General features: G+C 39.9%; 18 protein-coding genes. 14 read left to right on the forward strand and 4 right to left on the reverse strand.

The features are described from left to right. Position 1 precedes the first annotated feature (1 nt). The 9 genes from CKW03_RS14600 (at position 2) to rodA (ending at position 11405) form a co-directional block, all read left to right on the forward strand. Positions 2-331 (forward strand): 2Fe-2S iron-sulfur cluster-binding protein, encoded by a 330-nt coding sequence (locus tag CKW03_RS14600; protein ID WP_093098213.1) that lies wholly within the window; start codon positions 2-4, stop codon positions 329-331. A gap of 187 nt (positions 332-518) precedes the next feature. Then, positions 519-1835: an NAD(P)/FAD-dependent oxidoreductase gene (locus tag CKW03_RS14605; RefSeq protein ID WP_093098215.1), complete on the forward strand. Its 1317-nt coding sequence runs from the start codon at positions 519-521 to the stop codon at positions 1833-1835. A 352-nt stretch (positions 1836-2187) separates the two neighbouring features. Then, positions 2188-3855 carry a DNA polymerase/3'-5' exonuclease PolX gene (locus tag CKW03_RS14610; RefSeq protein ID WP_093098217.1) on the forward strand — a complete coding sequence of 556 codons (1668 nt, stop codon included), beginning with the start codon at positions 2188-2190 and terminating at the stop codon, positions 3853-3855. A gap of 20 nt (positions 3856-3875) precedes the next feature. Next, the gene (locus tag CKW03_RS14615; RefSeq protein ID WP_175486306.1) at positions 3876-5537 is read left to right on the forward strand and encodes a M1 family metallopeptidase; all 1662 of its coding nucleotides are present in this window, start codon (positions 3876-3878) and stop codon (positions 5535-5537) included. Positions 5538-5687: 150 nt separating this feature from the next. Beyond that, positions 5688-6710, forward strand: a complete 1023-nt coding sequence (locus tag CKW03_RS14620; protein WP_093098220.1) for a rod shape-determining protein — start codon at positions 5688-5690, stop codon at positions 6708-6710. A gap of 81 nt (positions 6711-6791) precedes the next feature. After that, positions 6792-7628, forward strand: a complete 837-nt coding sequence (gene mreC, locus CKW03_RS14625) for a rod shape-determining protein MreC (protein WP_093098222.1) — start codon at positions 6792-6794, stop codon at positions 7626-7628. Then, on the forward strand, positions 7621-8148 hold the full coding sequence (gene mreD / locus CKW03_RS14630; RefSeq protein WP_093098223.1) for a rod shape-determining protein MreD: 528 nt from the start codon (positions 7621-7623) through the stop codon (positions 8146-8148). Before mreC ends, mreD begins: the two co-directional genes overlap by 8 nt. Positions 8149-8167: 19 nt before the next feature. Beyond that, the gene (mrdA, locus tag CKW03_RS14635; protein ID WP_093098225.1) at positions 8168-10144 is read left to right on the forward strand and encodes a penicillin-binding protein 2; all 1977 of its coding nucleotides are present in this window, start codon (positions 8168-8170) and stop codon (positions 10142-10144) included. After that, on the forward strand, positions 10137-11405 hold the full coding sequence (rodA, locus tag CKW03_RS14640; RefSeq protein ID WP_093098227.1) for a rod shape-determining protein RodA: 1269 nt from the start codon (positions 10137-10139) through the stop codon (positions 11403-11405). The genes mrdA and rodA overlap by 8 nt, the downstream gene beginning before the upstream one ends. On the opposite strand, the gene CKW03_RS14645 is transcribed toward rodA, so the two are convergent. From CKW03_RS14645 to CKW03_RS14655, 3 genes are read right to left on the reverse strand one after another with little or no spacing between them, the layout of a single operon-like run. Then, positions 11406-12260, reverse strand: a complete 855-nt coding sequence (locus CKW03_RS14645; protein ID WP_093098229.1) for a nucleoside phosphorylase — start codon at positions 12258-12260, stop codon at positions 11406-11408. After that, positions 12257-12874, reverse strand: a complete 618-nt coding sequence (locus CKW03_RS14650; protein ID WP_093098231.1) for an IMPACT family protein — start codon at positions 12872-12874, stop codon at positions 12257-12259. Before CKW03_RS14650 ends, CKW03_RS14645 begins: the two co-directional genes overlap by 4 nt. Continuing rightward, complete coding sequence (locus CKW03_RS14655; protein WP_093098233.1) at positions 12871-13725, reverse strand: EamA family transporter; 855 nt, start codon at positions 13723-13725, stop codon at positions 12871-12873. The genes CKW03_RS14650 and CKW03_RS14655 overlap by 4 nt, the downstream gene beginning before the upstream one ends. Before the next feature lie 603 nt (positions 13726-14328). Here CKW03_RS14655 and CKW03_RS14660 point away from each other — a divergent pair. The 5 genes from CKW03_RS14660 (at position 14329) to CKW03_RS14680 (ending at position 19578) form a co-directional block, all read left to right on the forward strand. Continuing rightward, entirely contained in the window at positions 14329-15159 is an 831-nt protein-coding gene (locus tag CKW03_RS14660) for a prephenate dehydratase (protein WP_093098235.1), read from the forward strand. A gap of 43 nt (positions 15160-15202) precedes the next feature. Next, positions 15203-16309, forward strand: coding sequence for a chorismate mutase (locus CKW03_RS14665; RefSeq protein ID WP_093098237.1), 1107 nt, complete (start codon positions 15203-15205; stop codon positions 16307-16309). Positions 16310-16311: 2 nt separating this feature from the next. Further along, positions 16312-17565 carry a 3-phosphoshikimate 1-carboxyvinyltransferase gene (gene aroA, locus CKW03_RS14670; RefSeq protein WP_093098239.1) on the forward strand — a complete coding sequence of 418 codons (1254 nt, stop codon included), beginning with the start codon at positions 16312-16314 and terminating at the stop codon, positions 17563-17565. 62 nt (positions 17566-17627) lie between these two features. Then, complete coding sequence (gene aroC, locus CKW03_RS14675; RefSeq protein WP_093098241.1) at positions 17628-18725, forward strand: chorismate synthase; 1098 nt, start codon at positions 17628-17630, stop codon at positions 18723-18725. After that, positions 18715-19578 (forward strand): ROK family protein, encoded by an 864-nt coding sequence (locus CKW03_RS14680; protein ID WP_093098243.1) that lies wholly within the window; start codon positions 18715-18717, stop codon positions 19576-19578. Before aroC ends, CKW03_RS14680 begins: the two co-directional genes overlap by 11 nt. Positions 19579-19597: 19 nt before the next feature. Here the strand turns inward: CKW03_RS14680 and CKW03_RS14685 are convergent, their stop codons facing one another. Beyond that, complete coding sequence (locus tag CKW03_RS14685; protein ID WP_093098245.1) at positions 19598-22015, reverse strand: alpha-ketoacid dehydrogenase subunit alpha/beta; 2418 nt, start codon at positions 22013-22015, stop codon at positions 19598-19600. Positions 22016-22047 lie beyond the last annotated feature (32 nt).

Here is a 22047-nt window from a genome sequence, read left to right on the forward strand (position 1 = left end):
TATGGAGAATATCATCACAATTAATGTTGAAGATCGAGATGGGACTAGGCAGGAAGTGCAGGTCCCTACGGATGTTAACTTGAGCTTGATGGAAATCCTGAAAGCTTCGGAATACGATATATTGGCGACCTGTGGCGGTATGGCACTTTGTGCAACCTGCCATGTAGAGGTAATATCCGGTGCAGAAAACTTAACGCAAGCGGAGGATCAAGAGCTAGATATGTTGGATACCTTACCCGATGCAGACGACAATAGCAGGTTGGCTTGTCAGCTTAGGTTGACCGATATGAATAATGGTTTGACCATAAAAATTAAAGGCAGTTTACAATAAGCCCCAATATAGTGTACTTACTACACTTAGTTCGCTATATTTAACTTATTGAAAACAAAGAGAATAGCACGAGTTTAAACATCAATTTCATGTTTTATCTAAATAAAATGCAAATTATTGATAAAATATGCAGGAAAATGTCAGATATTTGTGCCTTATTTTAAAATTCTTATAACAAGGAAGTATTATGTTACTAAATCGTTCTGAAAGAAACTTTCCCCGAGTTATCATCATTGGAGCTGGATTCGGAGGTGTGGAATTAGCTCGACAGCTGAAAAACAAAGAGGTGGAAGTTCTGTTGATAGACCGTAACAACTACCACACCTTTCAACCCCTGATGTACCAAGTAGCGACCGGTACCTTAGCGTCTGATTCTATTTCATTTCCATTGCGTAAGATGTTCAAGAACCAAAAGAACTTTCGTTTCAGATTGGCGGAGGTATTGAGCATTGACAGCAAAAATAAAATGGTCCATACATCGGTTGCCGATTATGATTATGATTACCTCGTAATAGCAACTGGGGCGACTTCCAACTTCTTTGGAAACAAACAGGTTGAGAAATATGCTTTGCCGATGAAGAACATCATTGAGGCATTGAATATCCGTAGTTATCTCCTTCAAAACCTTGAGGAAGCGGTCCTTAGAAAGAATGCATCTGATAGGGAGCGTTATTTAAATTTCGTTGTTGTGGGTGGTGGTCCGACAGGAGTTGAACTTTCTGGCGCGATTGCAGAATATCAACAGCACATGTTGAAAAAGGACTATCCAGAATTATCGACCTATGAGATGAAAGTCTTCTTGGTTGAAGGAACTGGAAAGATCTTGGGAGCACTTTCTGAAAAATCATCTCGCGATGCCGAAAGATACCTACATGAACTAGGTGTAAAAACCATTTTGAACACGGTCGTTACAGATTACGATGGAAATACCGTAACCCTTTCTTCAGGAGAAAAGATCCCTACCAAAACGGTCATTTGGGGAGCAGGTGTGATGGGGCAAATGCCGGAAGGTATCAATCCCGAAATTATCCAACGTGGTAACCGCATCAAAACCAACGAACAATGTATCGTGGATGGCGAAGAAGTGGTTTATGCCATTGGCGACGTTTCTGCAATGATCTCTGAAGAAAACCCTAGAGGTTTACCGGGTGTTGCTCCAGTGGCTCAGCAGCAAGGGAAATATGTCGCAAAGCATATCCTAAACAAACTGAACAACCAAGAAACAGAGAACTTTAAATACTTTGATAAAGGTTCCATGGCTACCGTAGGTAGAAATCGTGCGGTTGTGGATATGGGAAGCTTGCACTTAAAAGGATTTATCGCATGGATGACCTGGATGTTTGTCCACTTGGTATCGATCTTTGGATTTAGGAACCGTTTGGTCACATTCGTAAACTGGTCAATCAAGTTCCTGACCAAGAACTCAGGAATCCGTCTGATTATCCATAAGTATATCCGACCACAATCTGAACCCACCGTTCAGGAAGAAGTAACACAGCATTAAAACAAACTATAATATTTTAGAAGAGGTTGACCAAAAGTCAACCTTTTTTTGTGAAAGTTATTGTTTGAACCAGGATGGGGTTCGACAGGTTCACCTCTACCGTTAAAAAATGTTAACTATCCCCTCCCTTTGTACGAAATAAAATCCAGTGGCGTTATAGTATTAAAGAAAAGCAAAAGAGTAATAAGAGTATATAATTTCATAATTTAGGTTAATAATTGGTTTGGTAAAAATCCTGAGCTTCCCCAGCTCAGGATTTTTTATTGAAATGGTTTTTAAGTCCCTTGAATATGGCCCGATGTTCAATTCAATTTCCTATTTTTGATATCCCCATAAAAGAAAGAAGGAAATCATGACAAATAAAGAGATAGCTAAGGTTTTTAAATTGTGTTCGCAATTGATGGAGTTGTACAACGAGAATCCATTTAGGACAAAAGCAATGGCCTCAGCATCTTTTCGGATCGACAAACTACCATTTGCTGCGAGCCAATCTGATTTGGAAACACTAAGTGAACAACCTAATATCGGGAAGAGCACCGCTGAGAAAATCATTCAAGTTATTACTACGGGAACTTTTCCGGACTTGGAAAAACTCCTTGCTAAAACTCCAGAGGGTATTTTGGAGATGCTTAAAATCAAAGGATTGGGACCCAAGAAAATACAGATTATCTGGAATGACCTAGAAATTGAATCGGTCGGTGAATTATACTATGCTTGCAATGAAAATAGATTGATTGAAGCCAAAGGTTTCGGTCTGAAAACCCAAGAGGATATTAAAAAAGCGATCGAATTTTCAATCGCAAACCAAGGATGGTTCTTATATGCCAAGGTTATGCCATCAGCGCTTGAGGTCATTCAGCACTTGGAGAAAACTCTACCCCTGGCTCCAATCAGTTTCACTGGAGACTACCGTAGGAAATCGGAAGTATTGCAGCATGTGCAAATTCTTATCGCCGCAGAACCTAGCCAAGTTCATCAAGCTATCAAAACTCTGGAATACGAATTTGACATCAATAAGGAGAACAAAAGAATCAGCTTCAAGGATCAAAATGGAATTCCATTTGAGGTATTGACCTGCGGAGTAGATGAATACGCCAAGAACCTTTTGATCAGTACCGGCTCGGAGGAACATATCAAACAATTGGAAGAAATCGCCGAAATCCAGAACCTAGACTCTGAAAATGAAATTTATCGTTCATTAGGTTTAGCCTATATCGAACCTGAATTGAGGGAAAGTGGAAATGTGATCGAACTGGCAAAAGAAAACAAACTTCCTGAACTGATCACTTATGCTGACCTTAAAGGTTCACTGCACAACCACTCCACCTACAGCGATGGTGTCCATTCTTTGAAAGATATGGCCTTGTATTGCAAGGAAGATTTAGGATTGGAATATTTGGGGATTTGCGACCACTCCAAAACAGCAGTTTATGCTAATGGACTGAGTCTGGAAAGGCTGGAACAGCAATGGATAGAAATTGATGAACTGAACAAAAAATTGGCCCCTTTTAAAATCTTTAAGGGCATTGAGTCAGATATTCTTTCAGATGGATCATTGGACTATCCTGATGAAATCTTAGCAAAGTTTGATTTTGTGGTGGCTTCAATCCATAGCAATCTGAAAATGGACCAGGACAAAGCAACAGATCGTATTATCAAGGCAATTGAAAATCCGTATACTACAATTTTAGGACATCCAACAGGAAGACTTTTGTTATCAAGGGCTGGCTATCCCCTGGATTTCAAAAAGGTTATCGATGCCTGTGCTGCTAATAAGGTCGTTATTGAAATAAATGCAAACCCATTACGATTAGACCTTGACTGGAGATGGCATCAATATGCATTAGAAAAAGGGGTACTTTTATCCATCAATCCAGATGCCCACAGAAAAGAAGGCTTTTTGGACATGGAGTATGGAGTTTATGTTGGCCGAAAGGGTGGTTTGACCAAAGAGATGTGCTTAAATGCATTTGACCTTCAGAAGATCGAAACCTACTTTAACAACAGAAAGAAAATTTAAACAACCTTTATTAAACCGTTATGATAAGAACAAAATCAATTTTCCTCGGCATGTTATTGTGTGCTGCTAGCTATTCAGCAGAAGCACAATTAATGAAGGCCAAGGAAATGTATAGCAAAGCAGATTCATTACGTGGAGAATTGACTGCATTGCGCACCTGTTATGATATCCAATACTACCATTTGGATGTCAAAGTGGACATAAACAACAAGTTTATTTCAGGGAGCAACCTGTTTAAGTTCGAGGCTGTAGACCGCTTTAATAAACTACAGTTTGACCTATTCGACAACCTATCGGTAGATAAGGTAGAATATAAAGGCAAAAGCCTTCCCTTTACAAGGGAATACAATGCCGTATTTGTTGATTTCCCAGAGTATATAGAAAAAGGAAAGGTTGATTCCTTTACAGTTCATTATTCTGGAAATCCAATCCAGGCAACCAGGGCACCTTGGGATGGAGGTTTTGACTGGAAAAAGGACAGCAATGGAAAACCTTGGGTTGCTACGGCATGCCAAGGCTTGGGAGCTAGCGTTTGGTGGCCCAACAAAGACCATCAATCGGATGAGGTAAAGAGTATGTTGATTTCGGTGGCTGTTCCAAATGGGGTCATGAATGTTTCCAATGGAAGATTGGTCAAAACAGAGAAACTGAAAAATGGATATACCAAATATCATTGGAAGGTAGAAAACCCGATCAACAATTATAATGTGGCCCTTAACATTGGAGATTACACGCATTTCAAAGAAACCTATGCTGGAGAAAAAGGCCCATTATCGGTTGATTACTATGTTTTAAAAGAAAACGCAGGCAAGATCGATCACCTAAAAAAGAATGCGAATGAGACTCTAAAGGCATTTGAGCATTGGTTTGGACCTTACCCATTTTATGAGGACGGGTATAAGCTTGTGGAAACGGCCCATTTAGGAATGGAGCATCAGAGTGCAGTTGCCTATGGCAATAAATACCAAAATGGATATTTAGGCAGAGATGGATCGAGAACAGGTTGGGGTCTGAAATGGGATTTTATTGTGGTCCATGAATCAGGGCATGAGTGGTTTGGCAACAACATCACCTCCAATGACCTTGCGGACATGTGGATCCACGAAAGCTTCACCAATTATTCGGAAGCCTTATTTATCGATTTCTTTTATGGAAAGGAAGCAAGCCAAGCCTATGTTAAAGGTAACCGTCGCGGCATCCAACACGACAGTCCTATCCAAGGACCATACAACGTAAATAAAGAAGGTTCAGGAGACATGTACAACAAGGGCGGCGTATTGCATAACATGATCCGGACCATGATCGATGACGACGATAAGTGGCGGAATATCCTACGCGGATTAAATAAGGAGTTTTACCATCAGACCGTTGATTATGGAGATATCGTAAGTTATATGAGCAAGGAGTCTGGCATTAAGCTCGACAAGACCTTTGAACAGTTTGTACAGACAAAAAGTATCCCGACTTTGGAGGTCATCGAGAATAGTCCTGGCGTGTTTATGATTCGCTGGATATCAGAAGTTAAAGACTTTCAAATGCCGGTCCATATATTCGACAAGGACGGAAAAAGGCTTCGGATAGACCCTACAGACAAATTTAAGGTGATGAAGCTGGATGGATTAACAAAGGACAACTTCAAAGTGGATACTTATAATTATTATATTGGGACTTCAATACAATAAAACAAGCCTATTTTCGTTCACAATATCATATTTAAAAATTTGAATATTTTCGTCGACAAAAGATGTTTTTTTATAAATAATGCTTTCATAAAAAACCATTTTTTTTCATTAGGTTTGCAATTAAATTACAAATAATACTTACACATCTAAATGGGGCTTTTTAATTGGTTTACGCAAGAAGTTGCAATAGACTTGGGAACAGCTAACACCCTAATCATTCACAATGATAAAGTAGTAGTAGATGAACCCTCAATCGTAGCATTTGACCGCACAACAAATAAGGTGATCGCAATCGGTCGTCAGGCAATGCAAATGGAGGGTAAAACTCACGACAACATAAAAACGGTAAGACCATTGCGAGATGGTGTGATCGCAGACTTTACAGCTGCTGAGCACTTGATCCGCGGTATGGTTAAGCTGATTAACAAAGGTAAGAGTTGGTTTTTCCCGTCCTTACGCATGGTTGTATGTATTCCATCGGGCATAACTGAGGTTGAGAAACGTGCCGTTCGCGATTCAGCAGAAATCGCTGGGGCGAAGGAGGTTTATTTGATCCATGAACCTATGGCTGCGGCTGTGGGTATCGGTATCGATGTGGAAGAGCCTGTAGGAAACATGATCATTGATATCGGTGGTGGTACCACTGAGATTGCGGTTATTGCCCTATCAGGAATTGTTTGTGACCAATCTATCCGTGTTGCGGGAGATAACTTTGATTCAGATATTGTTCAATATATTCGTCGTCAGCACAACATCATGATTGGAGACCGTACCGCGGAAAAAATCAAGATTGAAGTTGGCGCTGCATTACCAGAATTAACAGATCCACCAGAGGATTTCGCCGTTCAAGGACGCGACCTAATGACTGGTATCCCTAAACAAATCACTGTATCTTATACAGAGATTGCACATTGTTTAGATAAATCAATTTCCAAAATTGAAGAGGCGATTTTGAAAGCATTGGAGATTACTCCGCCAGAATTGTCTGCTGATATCTATCAAACTGGTATCTATTTGACAGGTGGGGGTGCCTTACTTCGCGGATTGGACAAACGTATTCAAGCGAAAACTAAACTTCCTGTTCACGTTGCGGAAGACCCACTTCGTGCAGTAGTTAGAGGAACTGGGATTGCACTTAAAAACATCGGACGTTTTAAGTTCTTAATGCAATAACAAATAATTAAAAAAATTTATGATTACGCGATATAACGTTCCTATAATGTTATATCGCGTAACTATTAAAAGAGAACAATAATGAAGAACCTTTGGCTTTTCTTGGTTAGATATAATGCCTTTTTTTGGTTTATTCTCTTTTTTGTTGCTTCTCTACTATTGGTTGTCCAAAACAACAGATATCAACGTTCTGCCTTTATCAATTCTTCCAACGTAGTCGTGGGCTCGTTTTATGACAAGTTGAATTCTTGGAAAAGTTATTTGGCTCTGGAAGAAACCAACAAAAACCTGGCACTGGAAAACTCGGAGCTTAGGAAACAACTTCAACATTATCTTTTGACGGATACCTTGGACTCTGTTCAGATCAATGATTCCATCGATATGAACAGGTATCAGTTTACAATGGCCGAGGTCGTAAACAACAGTGTTCATCAGAAAAGCAATTTTATTACCATCAATAAAGGTTCATTGGCCGGCATCCAGAAAGGATTAGGTGTAATCACCTCCAACGGGGTTGTAGGAATTGTATTGAACGTCTCCCCTCATTTCAGCACCATACAATCATTATTGCATCCGGATACTCGAGTTTCTGTGACCCTGGATACGACCAATGTTTTTGGTTCATTGGTCTGGGGGAATACGACCGACCCGCAGTTTGCTATCGTAAAAGATATTCCAAACCATCTTAAAGTACAAAAAGGACAGAAAGTATATACCTCCGGGTTTTCATTATTCCCGAAAGGAATTGAAATTGGCTCAGTGGAGGAAACAGGAATAAGTTCAGGAGGATCTTTCCTGGACATCAAGATTAAATTGAGGACGAATTTCAGTAACCTCAACCATGTCTATGTGGTGAAGGACCTGCTGGAGAATGAAAAAAATGAATTGGAAGCAGTAACGGAGGATAATGATGGGTAAGGTTATAATTTTCAATATTATTCGATTTGTTGTATTGATTGCAATGCAAGTTGTACTATTCAAGAATATTGGATATTATAATTTGGCAACTCCATTTCCTTATATCTTGATTATCTTTTTATTGCCGATCGGTACACCAAACTTTGTCCTGTATGTATTGGCATTCCTAACTGGACTGACCGTTGATGCCTTTTATGATTCAATCGGTGTTCATGCTGCAGCCTGTGTAGCATTGACCTGGTACAGGATATTCTTCCATAGAATCACCTTGGACGTAGATGTCCAAGATTCTTTCGAAACACCTTCTTTAGGTAACATGGGTGCAAAATGGTTCCTTTCCTATATTTCAATCGGAACATTAATCCACCATTTCGTTCTTCTGCACGTAGAATATTTTAGTTTCTCAAACTATTTGAGCACACTACTGAGCATCTTACTAAGCAGTATTTTTACTATCTTGTTAATCATATTGATTAGTATACTTATTTACAAAAGAAAATCTCGCTTATTAAGTAATTAATAATTACGGTCTTATTCTCATGAACAATAGTTATTTCAACCGTAAGTTCGTTATTCAAGGAATCTTTATTGCTATTGCACTGGTTATTGTAGCAAGACTCTTCTATATACAAGTCATTGACGACAAATACCTTCTATCAGCCAACAACAACGTTATGCGGAAAAAGATCATCTATCCAGCCCGCGGTGTCATTTTGGATAGAAACGGTAAGGTCTTGGTGCAGAATGAACCTGTTTATGATATTATGGTTACCCCAAGGGAAGTCAAAGACCTTGACACCCTCTTGTTATGTGACCTATTAGGAATTGATACGATAGATTTCAATGTGCGGATGAGAAAGGCGAAAGCACATTCGCCATATCGTGCCTCGCAATTTATGAAACAGGTATCATCGACAGTTTATGCCAAATTCCAAGAGCATTTATATAAATTCAGGGGCTTCTATCCCTTGAACCGTACGGTCCGTAGTTATCCCGATAGTATCGCTGCCCAGTTTTTGGGCTATATCCAGGAGGTTAACGAAAGAGATATCGAAAAATCAAACGGGTTTTATAGGCCTGGGGACTATATTGGTGCATCTGGTGTTGAACGTGCCTATGAGGAACTTTTGAGGGGTAAACGCGGGGTTGAAAACCAAATGGTTGATGCCTTGAACCGGCCTCAAGGGAGTTTTATGGATGGGAAATATGACACTCTTGCTGTAACTGGTGATGGCTTGGTATCTTCGCTGGACAAGGACTTGCAAGTATTGGCTGAAAAGCTGATGAAAAACAAGTTAGGTTCTGTAGTAGCGATTGAACCTTCTACGGGCGAGATATTGAGTTTTGTAAGTAGTCCATCTTATAACCCAAATATGATGGTTGGGCGGGAATTAGGGAACAATTACATGAAATTGTTGAATGATGAAACCAAACCCATGTTTATTCGACCTATCCAAGCTTCATATCCACCAGGATCCGTTTTTAAAGTGGTTTCTGCTTTAACGGCTCAGCAAGCTGGAGTAATCAACGATCAGACCGTATTTTATTGCCCAGGTGGTTATCGTTATGGTGGTGGACGCGCCATAATGCGTTGTACCCACGTGGATGGAGCTACAGGATTGATAAAGTCCATCAAGATGTCCTGTAACACTTACTACGGTTATGTATATGCCAAAATGATCGATTCAAGAGGAATGAGTGGACCTAAAGCCTATGATTTATGGAAAGAGGCTTTGGGGAAATTTGGGCTGGGACATAAATTAGGCATCGATCTACCTGGTGAGAAACCGGGTTTAGTACCTACTTCAGACTTTTATACCAAAAGGTACGGAAGCGGAAATTGGCGATCAAGTTTCAATATATCACTTTCCATTGGTCAAGGTGAATTAGGGATCACTCCTTTGCAGATGGCAAACATCATGGCCATTGTGGCAAATAGAGGCTTTTATTACCGTCCACACTTAATCAAAGGGATTGGAGAAAAGCAGATTGTTAAAGAAGAGTTTACAGAGAAGATCTTTGCTGGTGTTGATGCCAGACATTATGAACCTGTGATCGAAGGGATGAGCCAAGCGGTGAACCAAGGCGGTACAGGTGCTGCTTCAAAAATTGCCGGCATCGAGATGTGTGGAAAAACAGGTACTGTTCAGAATCCGCACGGAGAGAACCACGCCGTTTTCTTTGCTTTTGCACCAAGAGATAATCCTAAAATTGCCATTGCTGTATTCGTCGAGAATGCAGGTTATGGTGGTACATGGGCTGCTCCAATTGCAAGTATGATGGTTGAAAAATATTTGAAAGACACGATTTCCTTACCTAAATACATTCAGGACAGGATCTATAATGGAAATCTATTGCCTAAGCCAAAAGTGAAGAAAGAGGAAAACATCAAAAAGGATAGTACAAAGAACAGTAATAAGCCACAAACGGTACGTACGGCAGCAGTGGATCCGAAGAAAAAAACGGAGTCTGCAATATTAGTTCACCATAGCCAAGTGAGGAGAAACCATGAATAACCTACATAAGAAAAGCTTTTTCGGTAGAATTGATTGGTTGACCATTGGTTTGTGGTTGGCGCTGTGCTTGATTGGTTGGTTTAATATCCATGCCGCTGTGTATGACGCAGAGAACCCCGGTTTGTTCAATTTGGCAACCAACTACGGGAAGCAATCCATTTATATCTTTACTGCACTCATCATAGGTATCTGTATCTTGATCATTGATTCCCGGTTTTTTATATCCTCCGCTCCCATAATCTATATAGTGGTCATCCTATTATTGGTGGCAGTATTGGTGGTAGGAAGGAATGTCGGTGGTAACCAAGCCTGGATTCCTCTAGGAAGTTTTAGGTTACAGCCTTCGGAGTTTGGGAAGCTAGCTACCTGTTTATTGTTGGCCTATTACCTAAGCAACCAGACGAATAAAAACCCCAATATGAAGACTTTATTCATAGGGGCTTGTATTGTTCTGTTTCCTGTCGCTTTGGTTATGTTGCAACCTGATACGGGTTCTGCCCTAGCCTTCTTTGCTTTAATTTTTGTTTTCTATAGAGAAGGATACGTGAGCACTGGATTATTGATAATTGGAGGCTTGGCGATATTCTTATTCGTCTTGGCTTTATTGGTCAACCAATGGCTCTTGATCGGAATATTGGCCTTGGTCTGTGGATTCTTTGCCTTTATGATGCGCAAGAAGCGGAAGAACCTGATCAATATGGCGATCCTGTTTGTGGTCTCCAGCGTGTATGTTCTTTGCGTGGACTTTGCATACGAGCAAATCCTACAACCGCACCAAAGAAATCGGATCGATATTATCTTAGGCAAAATGGATGACCCCAAAGGTCAGGGTTATAACCTGAACCAATCAATGATTGCCATCGGTTCAGGTCAGCTTTTTGGAAAAGGATACCTGCAAGGTACCCAAACAAAATACAACTTCGTTCCAGAACAAAGTACCGACTTTATCTTTTGTACGGTTGGTGAAGAATGGGGGTTTGTGGGTTCAGTGATATTAATTTCAATCTATGTTGCCCTGTTGGTGCGGCTGGTAAATATTGCCGAAAGACAAAGGACGGCATTTGCTAGAATCTATGCATATGGGGTAGCTTCTATCCTATTCTTCCACTTCTTTATCAACATTGGTATGACCATCGGAATCGTTCCGGTAATTGGTATCCCATTGCCATTTATTAGTTATGGGGGTTCTTCATTATGGTCGTTTACTATTTTGTTGTTTATCCTATTGAAATTTGACTCGACGAGGAAGGGGACTGGGTAATTATAGTCTTTCTATCACCAATCTTATAGCTTTATCAACGATCTCCTGTGGATTTTTACTAAAGGATTCACTTACACGGCTAGCTAGGATAGCATTAATGGAGATGGCGTGGTGCCCAAACATATTACTGAGGGCATAAATTCCTGCTGTTTCCATTTCAAGGTTAGTTATGTTCCTTCCGGAAATTTCAAAGCTATTGGCATTCTTGATGAGGTCTGGATAGATATTATTCGACCTCACATTCCTTCCTTGTGGGCCATAAAATCCTGGAGCGGTCATGGTAATTCCTTTTGGCAGGTCGAATGCAAACTTATCCAATAACTTTTGGGACGCCCTGCCTACATAGGGTTTGAAAGTAAGGCTGTCGAAATGTTTCACTACAGCATCCTGAAGTTGGACTTCGGGCTCGGTATAAGGTTTTCTATAGTATTGCATCAGGGTATCGAATCCTATAGCAAATTCGGACGCTAAGACTGTACCCATGGAGATATTTCCCTGGATGGACCCAGAGGTACCAATTCGGATAATATCAAGGGATTTGATTTCTGGTTTGAGGGTTTTGGTCTGGAAATCTACATTCACCAAGGCATCTAATTCATTCAATACGATATCAATGTTATCCGTTCCGATCCCTGTAGAAATAACGGTTATTCTTTTCCCTTTAACAGAACCAGTATGGGTAATAAATTCTCGTCTTCCTTTTTTAATTTCTATATCATCGAAGTATTTGGACACCTCAGGTACACGGTCAGGATCTCCGACGAAAATTACGGTATCAGCAATATCAGATGGCAATAAATTCAAATGGTAAATACTTCCATCGGAATTAATAATTAGTTCAGAATCGTTAATCATATGGTTCGCAAGTAATTGATCTCCACCCCCTCAATCTTCTCCATTCTCCCGATCACTTCATTTACCTGTAATTTACGGATTTCGAAGGTAATTTTACAATTCGTATCAAAATCTTGACTCAACACGATCAGATCTGTTTCCTTCACTATCCGCATCACATCATTCATCTGCAAATAATCGAATTTTAATTCATAGACATCATTTACGGTCTTCTCCACTATATCAGCCTCAGCGAGGGCTTCTTGGGTAGCAGTTTTATAGGCATTGATCAAGCCGGGCACTCCTAAGAGGGTTCCGCCAAAATAGCGGACTACTACCACCAATACATTGGTGACATCCATAGAAAGTAGCACGTTCAATATAGGTCTTCCAGCTGTTCCTGAAGGCTCGCCGTCATCATTTACCCTGAATACAGCGCGATCTGGGCTGAGCCTATAAGCGTAACAATGATGCCTTGCTTTAGGATGCATGGATTTCAGTTCAGCAATAATATCTTTTAGCTTAGATTCATCTTTGAATGGATAGGCGTAAGCAATGAACTTGCTTCCTTTGTCCCTAAAAATTCCCTCGGATGGTTGTTCGATGGTTTGGTATGTATCTTCAAATAAACTCACAGCAATGCAATTAATAAAACTGAAATAATGGCCAAAAATAGCCCAATTTTATTGTAAACACTAAGTTTCTCCTTAAATAGTAGTACTCCTGCCATTGCCCCAACTGCGATGACCCCAATATTCATACCCGTAAAAACGAGGGATGGACTGTCGGGCAATGCTTTATGGGCTTTCATGTAAAAAACAATATTTCCAAAATTGAAAACGCCTAAAACAGCTCCGTAAAGGAGTGCTTTGGTGTCAAATCTTTGTTTTTTGACCAACAGTAGGTAACATAGGAAAAGCAAGGCAAAACCAAGTGCCAGCGTAAATACGATCCAAAGGGATGACATGTAAGTAATCTGGCTATTTAGGGCTATCTGTTTGAAAAGTATATCGATGATTCCCATTCCGAAGAATACCAATAAGGGATAGATCCAAATTTGCTTGGCCTGAACTTGATCATTCTTGTTCCATCCGATTGAAAATACGATAGCAAGCAATCCTACGGCAATCCCAATAAATTTATTGGCTGCAAATTGTTCATTCATCCAAAAGTATGCAGCAATCAAGGGAATAAATAGAGATAAGCGCTGTGCGACCTCTGTTTTTACAATTCCTCCATACCGGATAGAAAGTGCAAGACATATAAAAATAAATGGAAGCAAGAATCCTAATGGGAGATAGATGCTCCAAGGGAGGTTGGAAGTCCAAGGAACAATTTGGGGTTTCAGGACTAGGTAGGTAAGGAAAAGTGCAATAGGGTAATTCCAGACCAGAAGTTGCAAGTAGTTCACTCCACGTTGCCTAGCCAATTTGATAATGATGGCAACAGTTACAGAACAGAGAACTGAAATGAGTATAAAATGCATTTGATATTATTCTTCGAAATCGTACAAATATATCCTTTTCTCCATTGCAAACAGAGCGTGAAAAAGACTAAGCAACAATAAATAATAGAAAATTCGACAGCTTATTGTTAAAAATCAGGAGATAAATGATATATTTTTTATTAAAAATTTGAATAAAAAAAGCACCTAATTTTTTAATTTTTTTAAGCTATTTTTTTATTGTTTTTTTGATAAAATTTTTTGATATTTAATTGAAATAATAGCCTTAAATAAATCTTAAGGCATATTTACAAAATTATCACTTTATTTTACCTATCATTTTTAATCATTTTTTACACGTTTTTTTGATGATTATTTTATGTTTTTTTTGTGTGTTTTTAAATGATTTTTAAAGCGTTAAAACAATATTTTTTAAAAAATATTTTGCACTTAAATAAAGAACTTCTATATTTGACAACAAATAAACGGGAAATGAACAAACAATATACATATACCAACTTTTGGTTCTTTTATTTTAAAGATAAGAGCTGGGACTAGTATATGGTATTGAGAAAATATTAAGGGGTCCCAGCTGAAAAGTTTGGGACCTTTTTTTTGACATAAAGCAAAGCATAACAAAAGATAATGAGTGAGAAAATAAAGATTGCCATCCAAGGAGTTAAAGCTTCATTTCATGAGGAAGCTGCCTATAAATATTTCGGCAAGGACATTGAGACCCTTGAATGCACTTCATTCAAGAAAACTTGTGACCTGCTGAAGCAAGGTAAAGCAGACTATGTGGTGATGGCGATTGAGAATTCAATTGCAGGAAGTATCCTTCCTAATTACAATCTTTTAAGGGATTACCGCTTCCATATCATTGGTGAGGTTCATTTAAACATTCAACAACATCTATTGGCTTTGCCAGGGGTTAAGCTTTCGGATATTCAATTTGTAGAGTCCCACCCTATCGCTATCAGACAGTGTGACGAGTTCTTAAGTGACCATCCAGAATGGACGATCAAAGAAGGTATGGATACGGCAGCCTGTGCAAAGAAGATCTTGGATGAGAAATTGACCCATACTGCAGCTATCGCCAGTGAGGCCGCAGCGAAACTGTATGGTTTGGAAATCTTGGAAAAGAGAATTGAGACCCACAAAAAGAATTCTACCCGTTTCCTGATTCTTTCGAATGAATTGCAAGAGCAGAAAAATGCAAATAAGGCTTCTCTGTCCTTCCAGACCTCACATGCTATCGGTGCTTTAGCGATGGTATTGCAATGTTTTGCTGAGCAAAATGTCAATTTGAGTAAAATACAATCCATGCCTGTTGTTGGCAGAAGAAATGAATATGATTTCTATGTTGATGTGGAATGGAAAAAACAAGCAGACTATGATGCTGCCATCCGTAAAGTACTGAAACACACCGTAAACTTCAGCATTATGGGTGAATACCTGAAAAACGAAAAGATCTAAATCAAAAAATAATTTATCAAGTAAATAATCAAACTAAAATACAATGAAACATTCATTAGACATTCTTCCTTTGAAATCCTGGTTGGATACAGGGGATAAACCTTTAATCATTGCCGGACCATGTAGTGCTGAAACTGAAGAGCAAGTGGTATCAACAGCACATTTATTAGCCAACACTGGAAAAGTGAATGTTTTACGTGCAGGTATCTGGAAACCACGTACTAGACCAGGGGAATTCGAAGGAATTGGCAGCATCGGTTTGGAATGGATGAAGAGAGCTAAAGAAGAAACTGGCTTGTTGACCGCAACAGAGGTTGCTACTGCAAAACATGTTGAGGAAGCATTGGCCGCTGGAATTGATATTTTGTGGATTGGTGCTCGTTCTACGGCGAATCCTTTTACAGTTCAAGAAATTGCAGATGCATTGCAAGGTGTGGATGTTCCTGTATTGATTAAAAACCCAGTGAATCCTGACCTTTCTCTATGGATTGGTGCTTTGGAACGTGTTAATAGAGCTGGGATCAAAAAATTAGCTGCTATCCACCGTGGATTCTCTTCATTCGAGAAAACTGCTTTCCGTAATGAACCAATGTGGGATATTGCTATCCAATTGAAAGCTATTGCGCCTGAATTACCTATCATCAATGACCCTAGCCACATCTGTGGTAACCGTGAATTAATCCCTTACGTTACTCAGAAAGCTATGGACATGGATATGCAAGGTTTGATCATCGAGTCACATATCGATCCTTCGGTAGCTTGGACTGATGCCAAACAACAAGTAACTCCAGCAGCTCTGTCTGAACTATTGGATAATGTAGCTGTTCGTAAGCCTGAATCTGACAATCCTGCATTCGAGGATAAATTAGCTGAATTGCGTGGTCAAATCGACAAGTTGGATGATCAGATCATCAAACAGATCGCTGACCGTATGAAGATTGCTGAGAAAATCGGTGAATTCAAAAGAGATAATAATGTAACGATCCTACAGATCAACCGTTGGGATGAAATCGTTCAGAAACGTATCCAATTGGCAAAGGCACTTAGCCTAAGCGAAGAGTTTACTTCAAAATATTTAGAGTTGTTGCATAACGAATCGATTCGTAAGCAAAACGAGGTTATGAACACTAAACCAGTTGCGGAGGCTTAAGAATGTCGGCGAAAAGCTTAATTTTAACCCACCCTTCGCAAGAAATTAAAGGCACGGTTCAACTTACTGGTTCAAAATCAGAGAGCAACCGTGCTCTTATCATCAGAGCATTGAGCAAAGGTGCAGTACGAGTTGAAAATCTATCCGAGGCAACTGATACCGTAACTTTAAATGCTGCTCTAAACCAAGCTTCAAATCCTAATCCGGGAATCAACACAATCGACATTGGTCCTGCTGGTACAGCAATGAGGTTCTTGACTTCCTACTTGAACCTGATCAAAGGAAACTTTATCCTGACTGGTACAGAGCGTATGCAACAAAGGCCTATTGGGATTTTGGTTGATGCCTTGAAGGACCTTGGTGCTGATATCCATTATGAAAATAAGTCTGGTTACCCTCCTTTAAAAATTGAAGGCGGAATGATCCAAGGAAAAGAACAAATCTCAATTCAAGGGAACATCAGTAGTCAGTACATTTCTTCATTATTGTTGATTGCTTCTTCTTTAAAGAAAGGATTGACTATTGATATCAAAGGAGAATTAACCTCTCGTCCTTATGTCACTATGACCTTGGAAATGCTCAAGGAATGTGGAATTGAATATAATTTCGAAGAAAATAAAATCCAAATTGCTAAGCAGGATTTTTCTGAGTCTGTTCTTTATGTTGAACCCGATTGGAGTGCTGCATCGTATTGGTATTCAATTGTCGCGCTTTCCAAAAACGGTGAAATTGTATTGCCAGGATTAAAGGAACATAGCCTTCAAGGTGATATTGAAATCGTAGAGATCATGACACATTTTGGAGTGGAATCAAGCTTTAAAGCAGATGGTTTGCATCTGAAAAAAGTAAATACCAAGTCTGATAAAACCTTATTCGACTTTAAAGAATGTCCTGATTTAGCACAAACTGTTGTCGTTATTGCTTCTGCTTTGAAAAAAGACGTGTCATTTACAGGATTGGAAACCTTAAAAATCAAGGAAACGGACCGTATTTTGGCCTTGCAAACAGAAATTGGCAAGTTCGGAGCGAAGTTGATCGCTGATGGTGAAACTTATCACCTGAAGACAGCTGAAGTTCAGGATCCAGGGAATCTAACGATTGCAACTTATGAAGACCACAGAATGGCTATGGCATTTGCTCCATTGGCGATAGTTTTCAAACAAGTTATAATTGAAGAACCTAATGTGGTAGAAAAATCATATCCTATGTTTTGGCAGCATCTAGAAGAGCATGGCTTCCAAATCGCTGAAAAATAATATTATTATAAGCTAAGCAATTTTCATATCTATTTTTATATATTTACGGGCATTATCGAATTATGGCAGGAAATACTTTTGGAGATTTATTTAAGATAAGCACTTTCGGGGAATCACATGGAAAGGCAATTGGGGTGATAGTGGATGGATGCCCAGCGCTGGTTGAAATTGACGAAGAATTCATTCAATCAGAATTGGACAAACGCCGCCCTGGCCAATCTAAGATTACAACCCAAAGAAAAGAAAGCGATACTGCACAAATTCTATCCGGTACTTTTGAAGGAAAATCTACAGGCACGCCCATTGCCATCGTAATTCCAAATGAAGACCAACGCTCAAAGGACTATTCTCACATTCAAGATAAATTCAGACCTTCCCACGCAGATTTCACTTATCAAATGAAATATGGCATCCGCGATTACCGTGGTGGTGGTAGGTCTTCAGCAAGAGAAACTGCAGCTCGTGTGGCAGCAGGAGCAATTGCAAAATTATTCTTGAAACAATACGGAATTGAAATATTTGCCCATGTCTCAGCCGTTGGGAATATCCAAGCACCTAATTTAGATCTTAATGATCTAAATGGGTTATTAGAAACCAGAGAAAGCAACATCGTAAGATGTGCGGATCCTGCAAGTGCTTCCGAAATGGAAGAATTCATCAACCAAGTCCGTAAAAACGGAGATACTGTTGGAGGAGTTATTTCAACTGTCATCAGAAGTGTTCCTGTTGGACTCGGAGAGCCTGTTTTCGATAAACTTCATGCAGACCTAGCCAAGGCAATGATGAGCATCAATGCTGTTCATGGTTTTGAGTATGGTTCTGGATTTGAAGGTTCGAAAATGTTAGGTTCAGAACACAACGACATCTTTGTAAAAGAAGATAATCAAGTTAAAACAATTACCAATTTTTCAGGAGGTATCCAAGGAGGCATTTCCAATGGAATGGACATTACTTTCCGTACTGCATTTAAACCTGTTGCTACAATCATGCGTGATCAAAACACAATAAATGAAGAAGGAAACGAAACGACCATATCAGGAAAGGGACGCCATGACCCTTGTGTGGTACCTCGCGCAGTTATTATCGTGGAAGCCATGGCTGCCCTCGTAATAGCGGACCATTTATTAAAATATAAGGCCTATTTAAAGAATGCAGAATAGCAATTATATTCTTTCATGTGATATTGGCGGGACACATATCACTTCAGCAATCGTTGAGAAGGATTCTTGGAGAATTCTTGACGAAACCATCACCCGTTCGCACGTAAATTCTTTGGAAAATGCTAAATCGATTTTTCTTGACTGGACTTCCAACATGAAATCTTGCCTAGAAAAGACTGATTTAAAAGTAGTTAACATTGGAATTGCAGCTCCTGGACCCTTCGATTATGAAAAGGGAGTCGCTTTAATGAAAGGTCAGTCAAAATACGATAGTATTTACAACATCAAAGTTACGGAACCTATCTTAGAAGGTCTAGGAAAAGATGATTTCAAAATCCTGTACATCAATGATGCTGCTGCCTTCTTACAAGGAGAGGTGTTCGGATGCGGTTTAGACCATAAAGATAGGATATTAGGGATTACTTTGGGGACCGGTTTAGGAAGTGCGGTCTGGAGTCAAGGAGAGAAAGCTTTTGATGCAGATCTCTGGGACACGGTCTATAAGGAATCCATCTTTGAAGAATATCTCGTGACCAGATGGTTTGTTAAACGATTTGAAGAGCTGTCGGGATTTAAGGAAAGCGGATTGAGAGAAATTCTTGAAAAACATGGTGATTCAAAAGAGGTAACTCAGCTCCTATCAGAATACCAAGAGAACTTATTACGCTTTATGGAGTTCTTTAGCCAGAAGTATGAATGTAAATCATTTGTAATCGGCGGGAACATCGTCAAAGCTTGGGACAGAATATTTCCAGACAAGTCAGTTCTGGAAGGATTTGACGTACAGATTGGTCAATATCAAGAGCACGCTGCAATTATTGGAGCGGCATCATTATTCTCAAACGGCATTTAATATTCAGGAACATTTCCTCCTAGTAGATAGGAGGAAATGTTGTTGGATTACTATCAGACATCATTTGATAAGCCGTTTCTACTACATCATCAACAGCCGGTTTAGTAAAGTAGTCACCATCGGAGCCATAAGGCGGACGATGAGCTTTTGCGGTCAAGGTTTTTGGCTGACCATCTAAATGGTAATAACCGCCTTGTTTTTCCAATATTTCATGTGTGATATAAGAAGAAGCCCCTCCTGGGAAATCCTCATCTACAACCAACAATCTATTTGTCTTCTTCAAGGATTCAACAGAAATCTGATCTCTATCGAATGGTTGTAAACATTGGGCATCAATAATTTCAATGGAAACTCCCAATTTATCTAATTCAAGAGCAGCCTCTTGAACAATTCTAAGCGTTGAACCATAAGAAACCACTGTGATATCAGAACCTTCCCTTATCTTTTCTGCTTTACCAATTGGCACTGTAAATTCACTGATATTGAGTGGCATTTTCTCTTTCAATCGATAGCCATTCAGACATTCAACCACGACTGCAGGTTCATCCGATCTTAAAAGGGTATTATACATTCCAGCGGCTTGGGTCATGTTTCTTGGCACACAGATATGCATTCCTCTCAAACCTCCCAAAAGTACTGACATAGGCGACCCTGAATGCCAAATCCCTTCCAAACGATGACCTCTGGTCCTTACGATCAATGGAGCTCTTTGCCTTCCTTTTGTTCTATAACTCAAACTAGCTAAGTCGTCACTCAGGACTGGCATAGCGTAAATCAGATAATCCAAATATTGGATCTCAGCAATCGGTCTGAAACCGCGAACAGCCAGGCCTATCCCCTTCCCAATAATCGCGGATTCGCGAATACCAGTATCGAAAATCCTTTGGCTACCAAACTCTTCTTGCAGGCCAGCGAATCCTTGATTCACATCTCCGATCTTACCCACATCTTCTCCGAAAGCCAATAATCTGGCATCTTTATCAAAGTTTGCTTTGAAGCAAGCGTTCAGTACTTCGCGACCATCCACAATTGGAGAATCCTGATCATATTCAGCAGGAACAGTTTCCACCAATAATGGAGAATATTTTGTATCAACGAAAAGTTTGTCGTTGAATCGATCATGATTAACTTTCTGTTTCTCACGGAACCAAGAAATCAGTTCATCCTTCCCTAAAACCTCAATTCCACGAAGCTCCCTGATCACCCGCCTAACATTTACATAAACCTCTTTTAGAGAAGGCTCAGTCGTTGACAACAAGGTTTTTAAAGGTATTTCAGCAGCATGATGGTTGATCCCTTCCAATTTCGCAATCGCTTCCTGCAGATCAACCTGAAGCGTTTTTCTGTAGTCAGCCCAGGCCCTTTTCTGTTCTTTCCTGACGAAATCCTTTGCTTCCGAGTCAATGGCAGCCAATTCCTCCTCGGTAGCCATTCCAGAATCAATCAACCAATCCCGCATCTTCCTATTGCAATCAAATTCGGTTTCCCATTCCAATCGCTCATGGGTTTTATAGCGTTCATGCGAACCAGAGGTAGAGTGCCCTTGAGGTTGGGTCATTTCGACCACATGCACCAGGCAAGGTTTACTGTTATTTCTTGCGAAATCAGCAGCTTTCTCATATACTTCGCAAAGGCCGGCATAATCCCATCCTTTTACCCGGAAAATTTCAAAACCTGATCCAGCTTCATCCTCCTGAAAGCCTCTTAACAAGGAAGAGATATCACCTTTGGTGGTTTGTATATCATTAGGAACCGAAATTCCATATCCATCATCCCAGATTGAAATCACCACAGGCAATTGCTTCACACCGGCAGCATTTACTGTCTCCCAGAACACACCTTCAGAGGTCGCGGCATTTCCAATGGTACAGAAAACCACCTCTTCACCATCATTGCTGAACTTCTCTTTATGGGATAGATTAGGATTATTTTTATACAGTTTCGATGCCAATCCTAAACCAAGGATCCTTGACATCTGTCCACCGGTGGTGGAAATATCTGAAAAACAGTTTACCTGCTTTGTTTGGTCGATCCAATCGCCATCCTCGTTTAATAAGGGCGTAGCAAAATGGGCCACCATTTGTCTTCCAGCAGAAGAAGGTTCCGCCTCTATATCAGGATTAGCATACAATTGCGAAAAGAAATTATAGATACTGCTGATCCCTAGGGCGAAAGCTAAAGTTTGGTCCCTATAATAGCCTGATCGCCAATCTCCGGGTTTAAAAACCTTGGACAGGGCAATCTGAGCCAATTCCTTACCATCTCCGAAAATTCCAAATTTAGCTTTGCCTGTAAGCACTTCCTTTCTTCCCAATAGACTGACAAATCGGCTTTGCGTGGCTAGTTTATAATCTTCTATGAGTACCTGGCGGAATTCCTCGTAGCTTATTTTTGACGTATTATAGTGCACTGATCGTGTCGTATTTAAATCTGACATTAAAGTGGTTCCTTTTTTAACAAAAATAAGAA

It is taken from the genome of Sphingobacterium mizutaii (assembly GCF_900187125.1).
In the GTDB taxonomy this organism is placed as follows: Bacteria; Bacteroidota; Bacteroidia; order Sphingobacteriales; family Sphingobacteriaceae; genus Sphingobacterium; species Sphingobacterium mizutaii.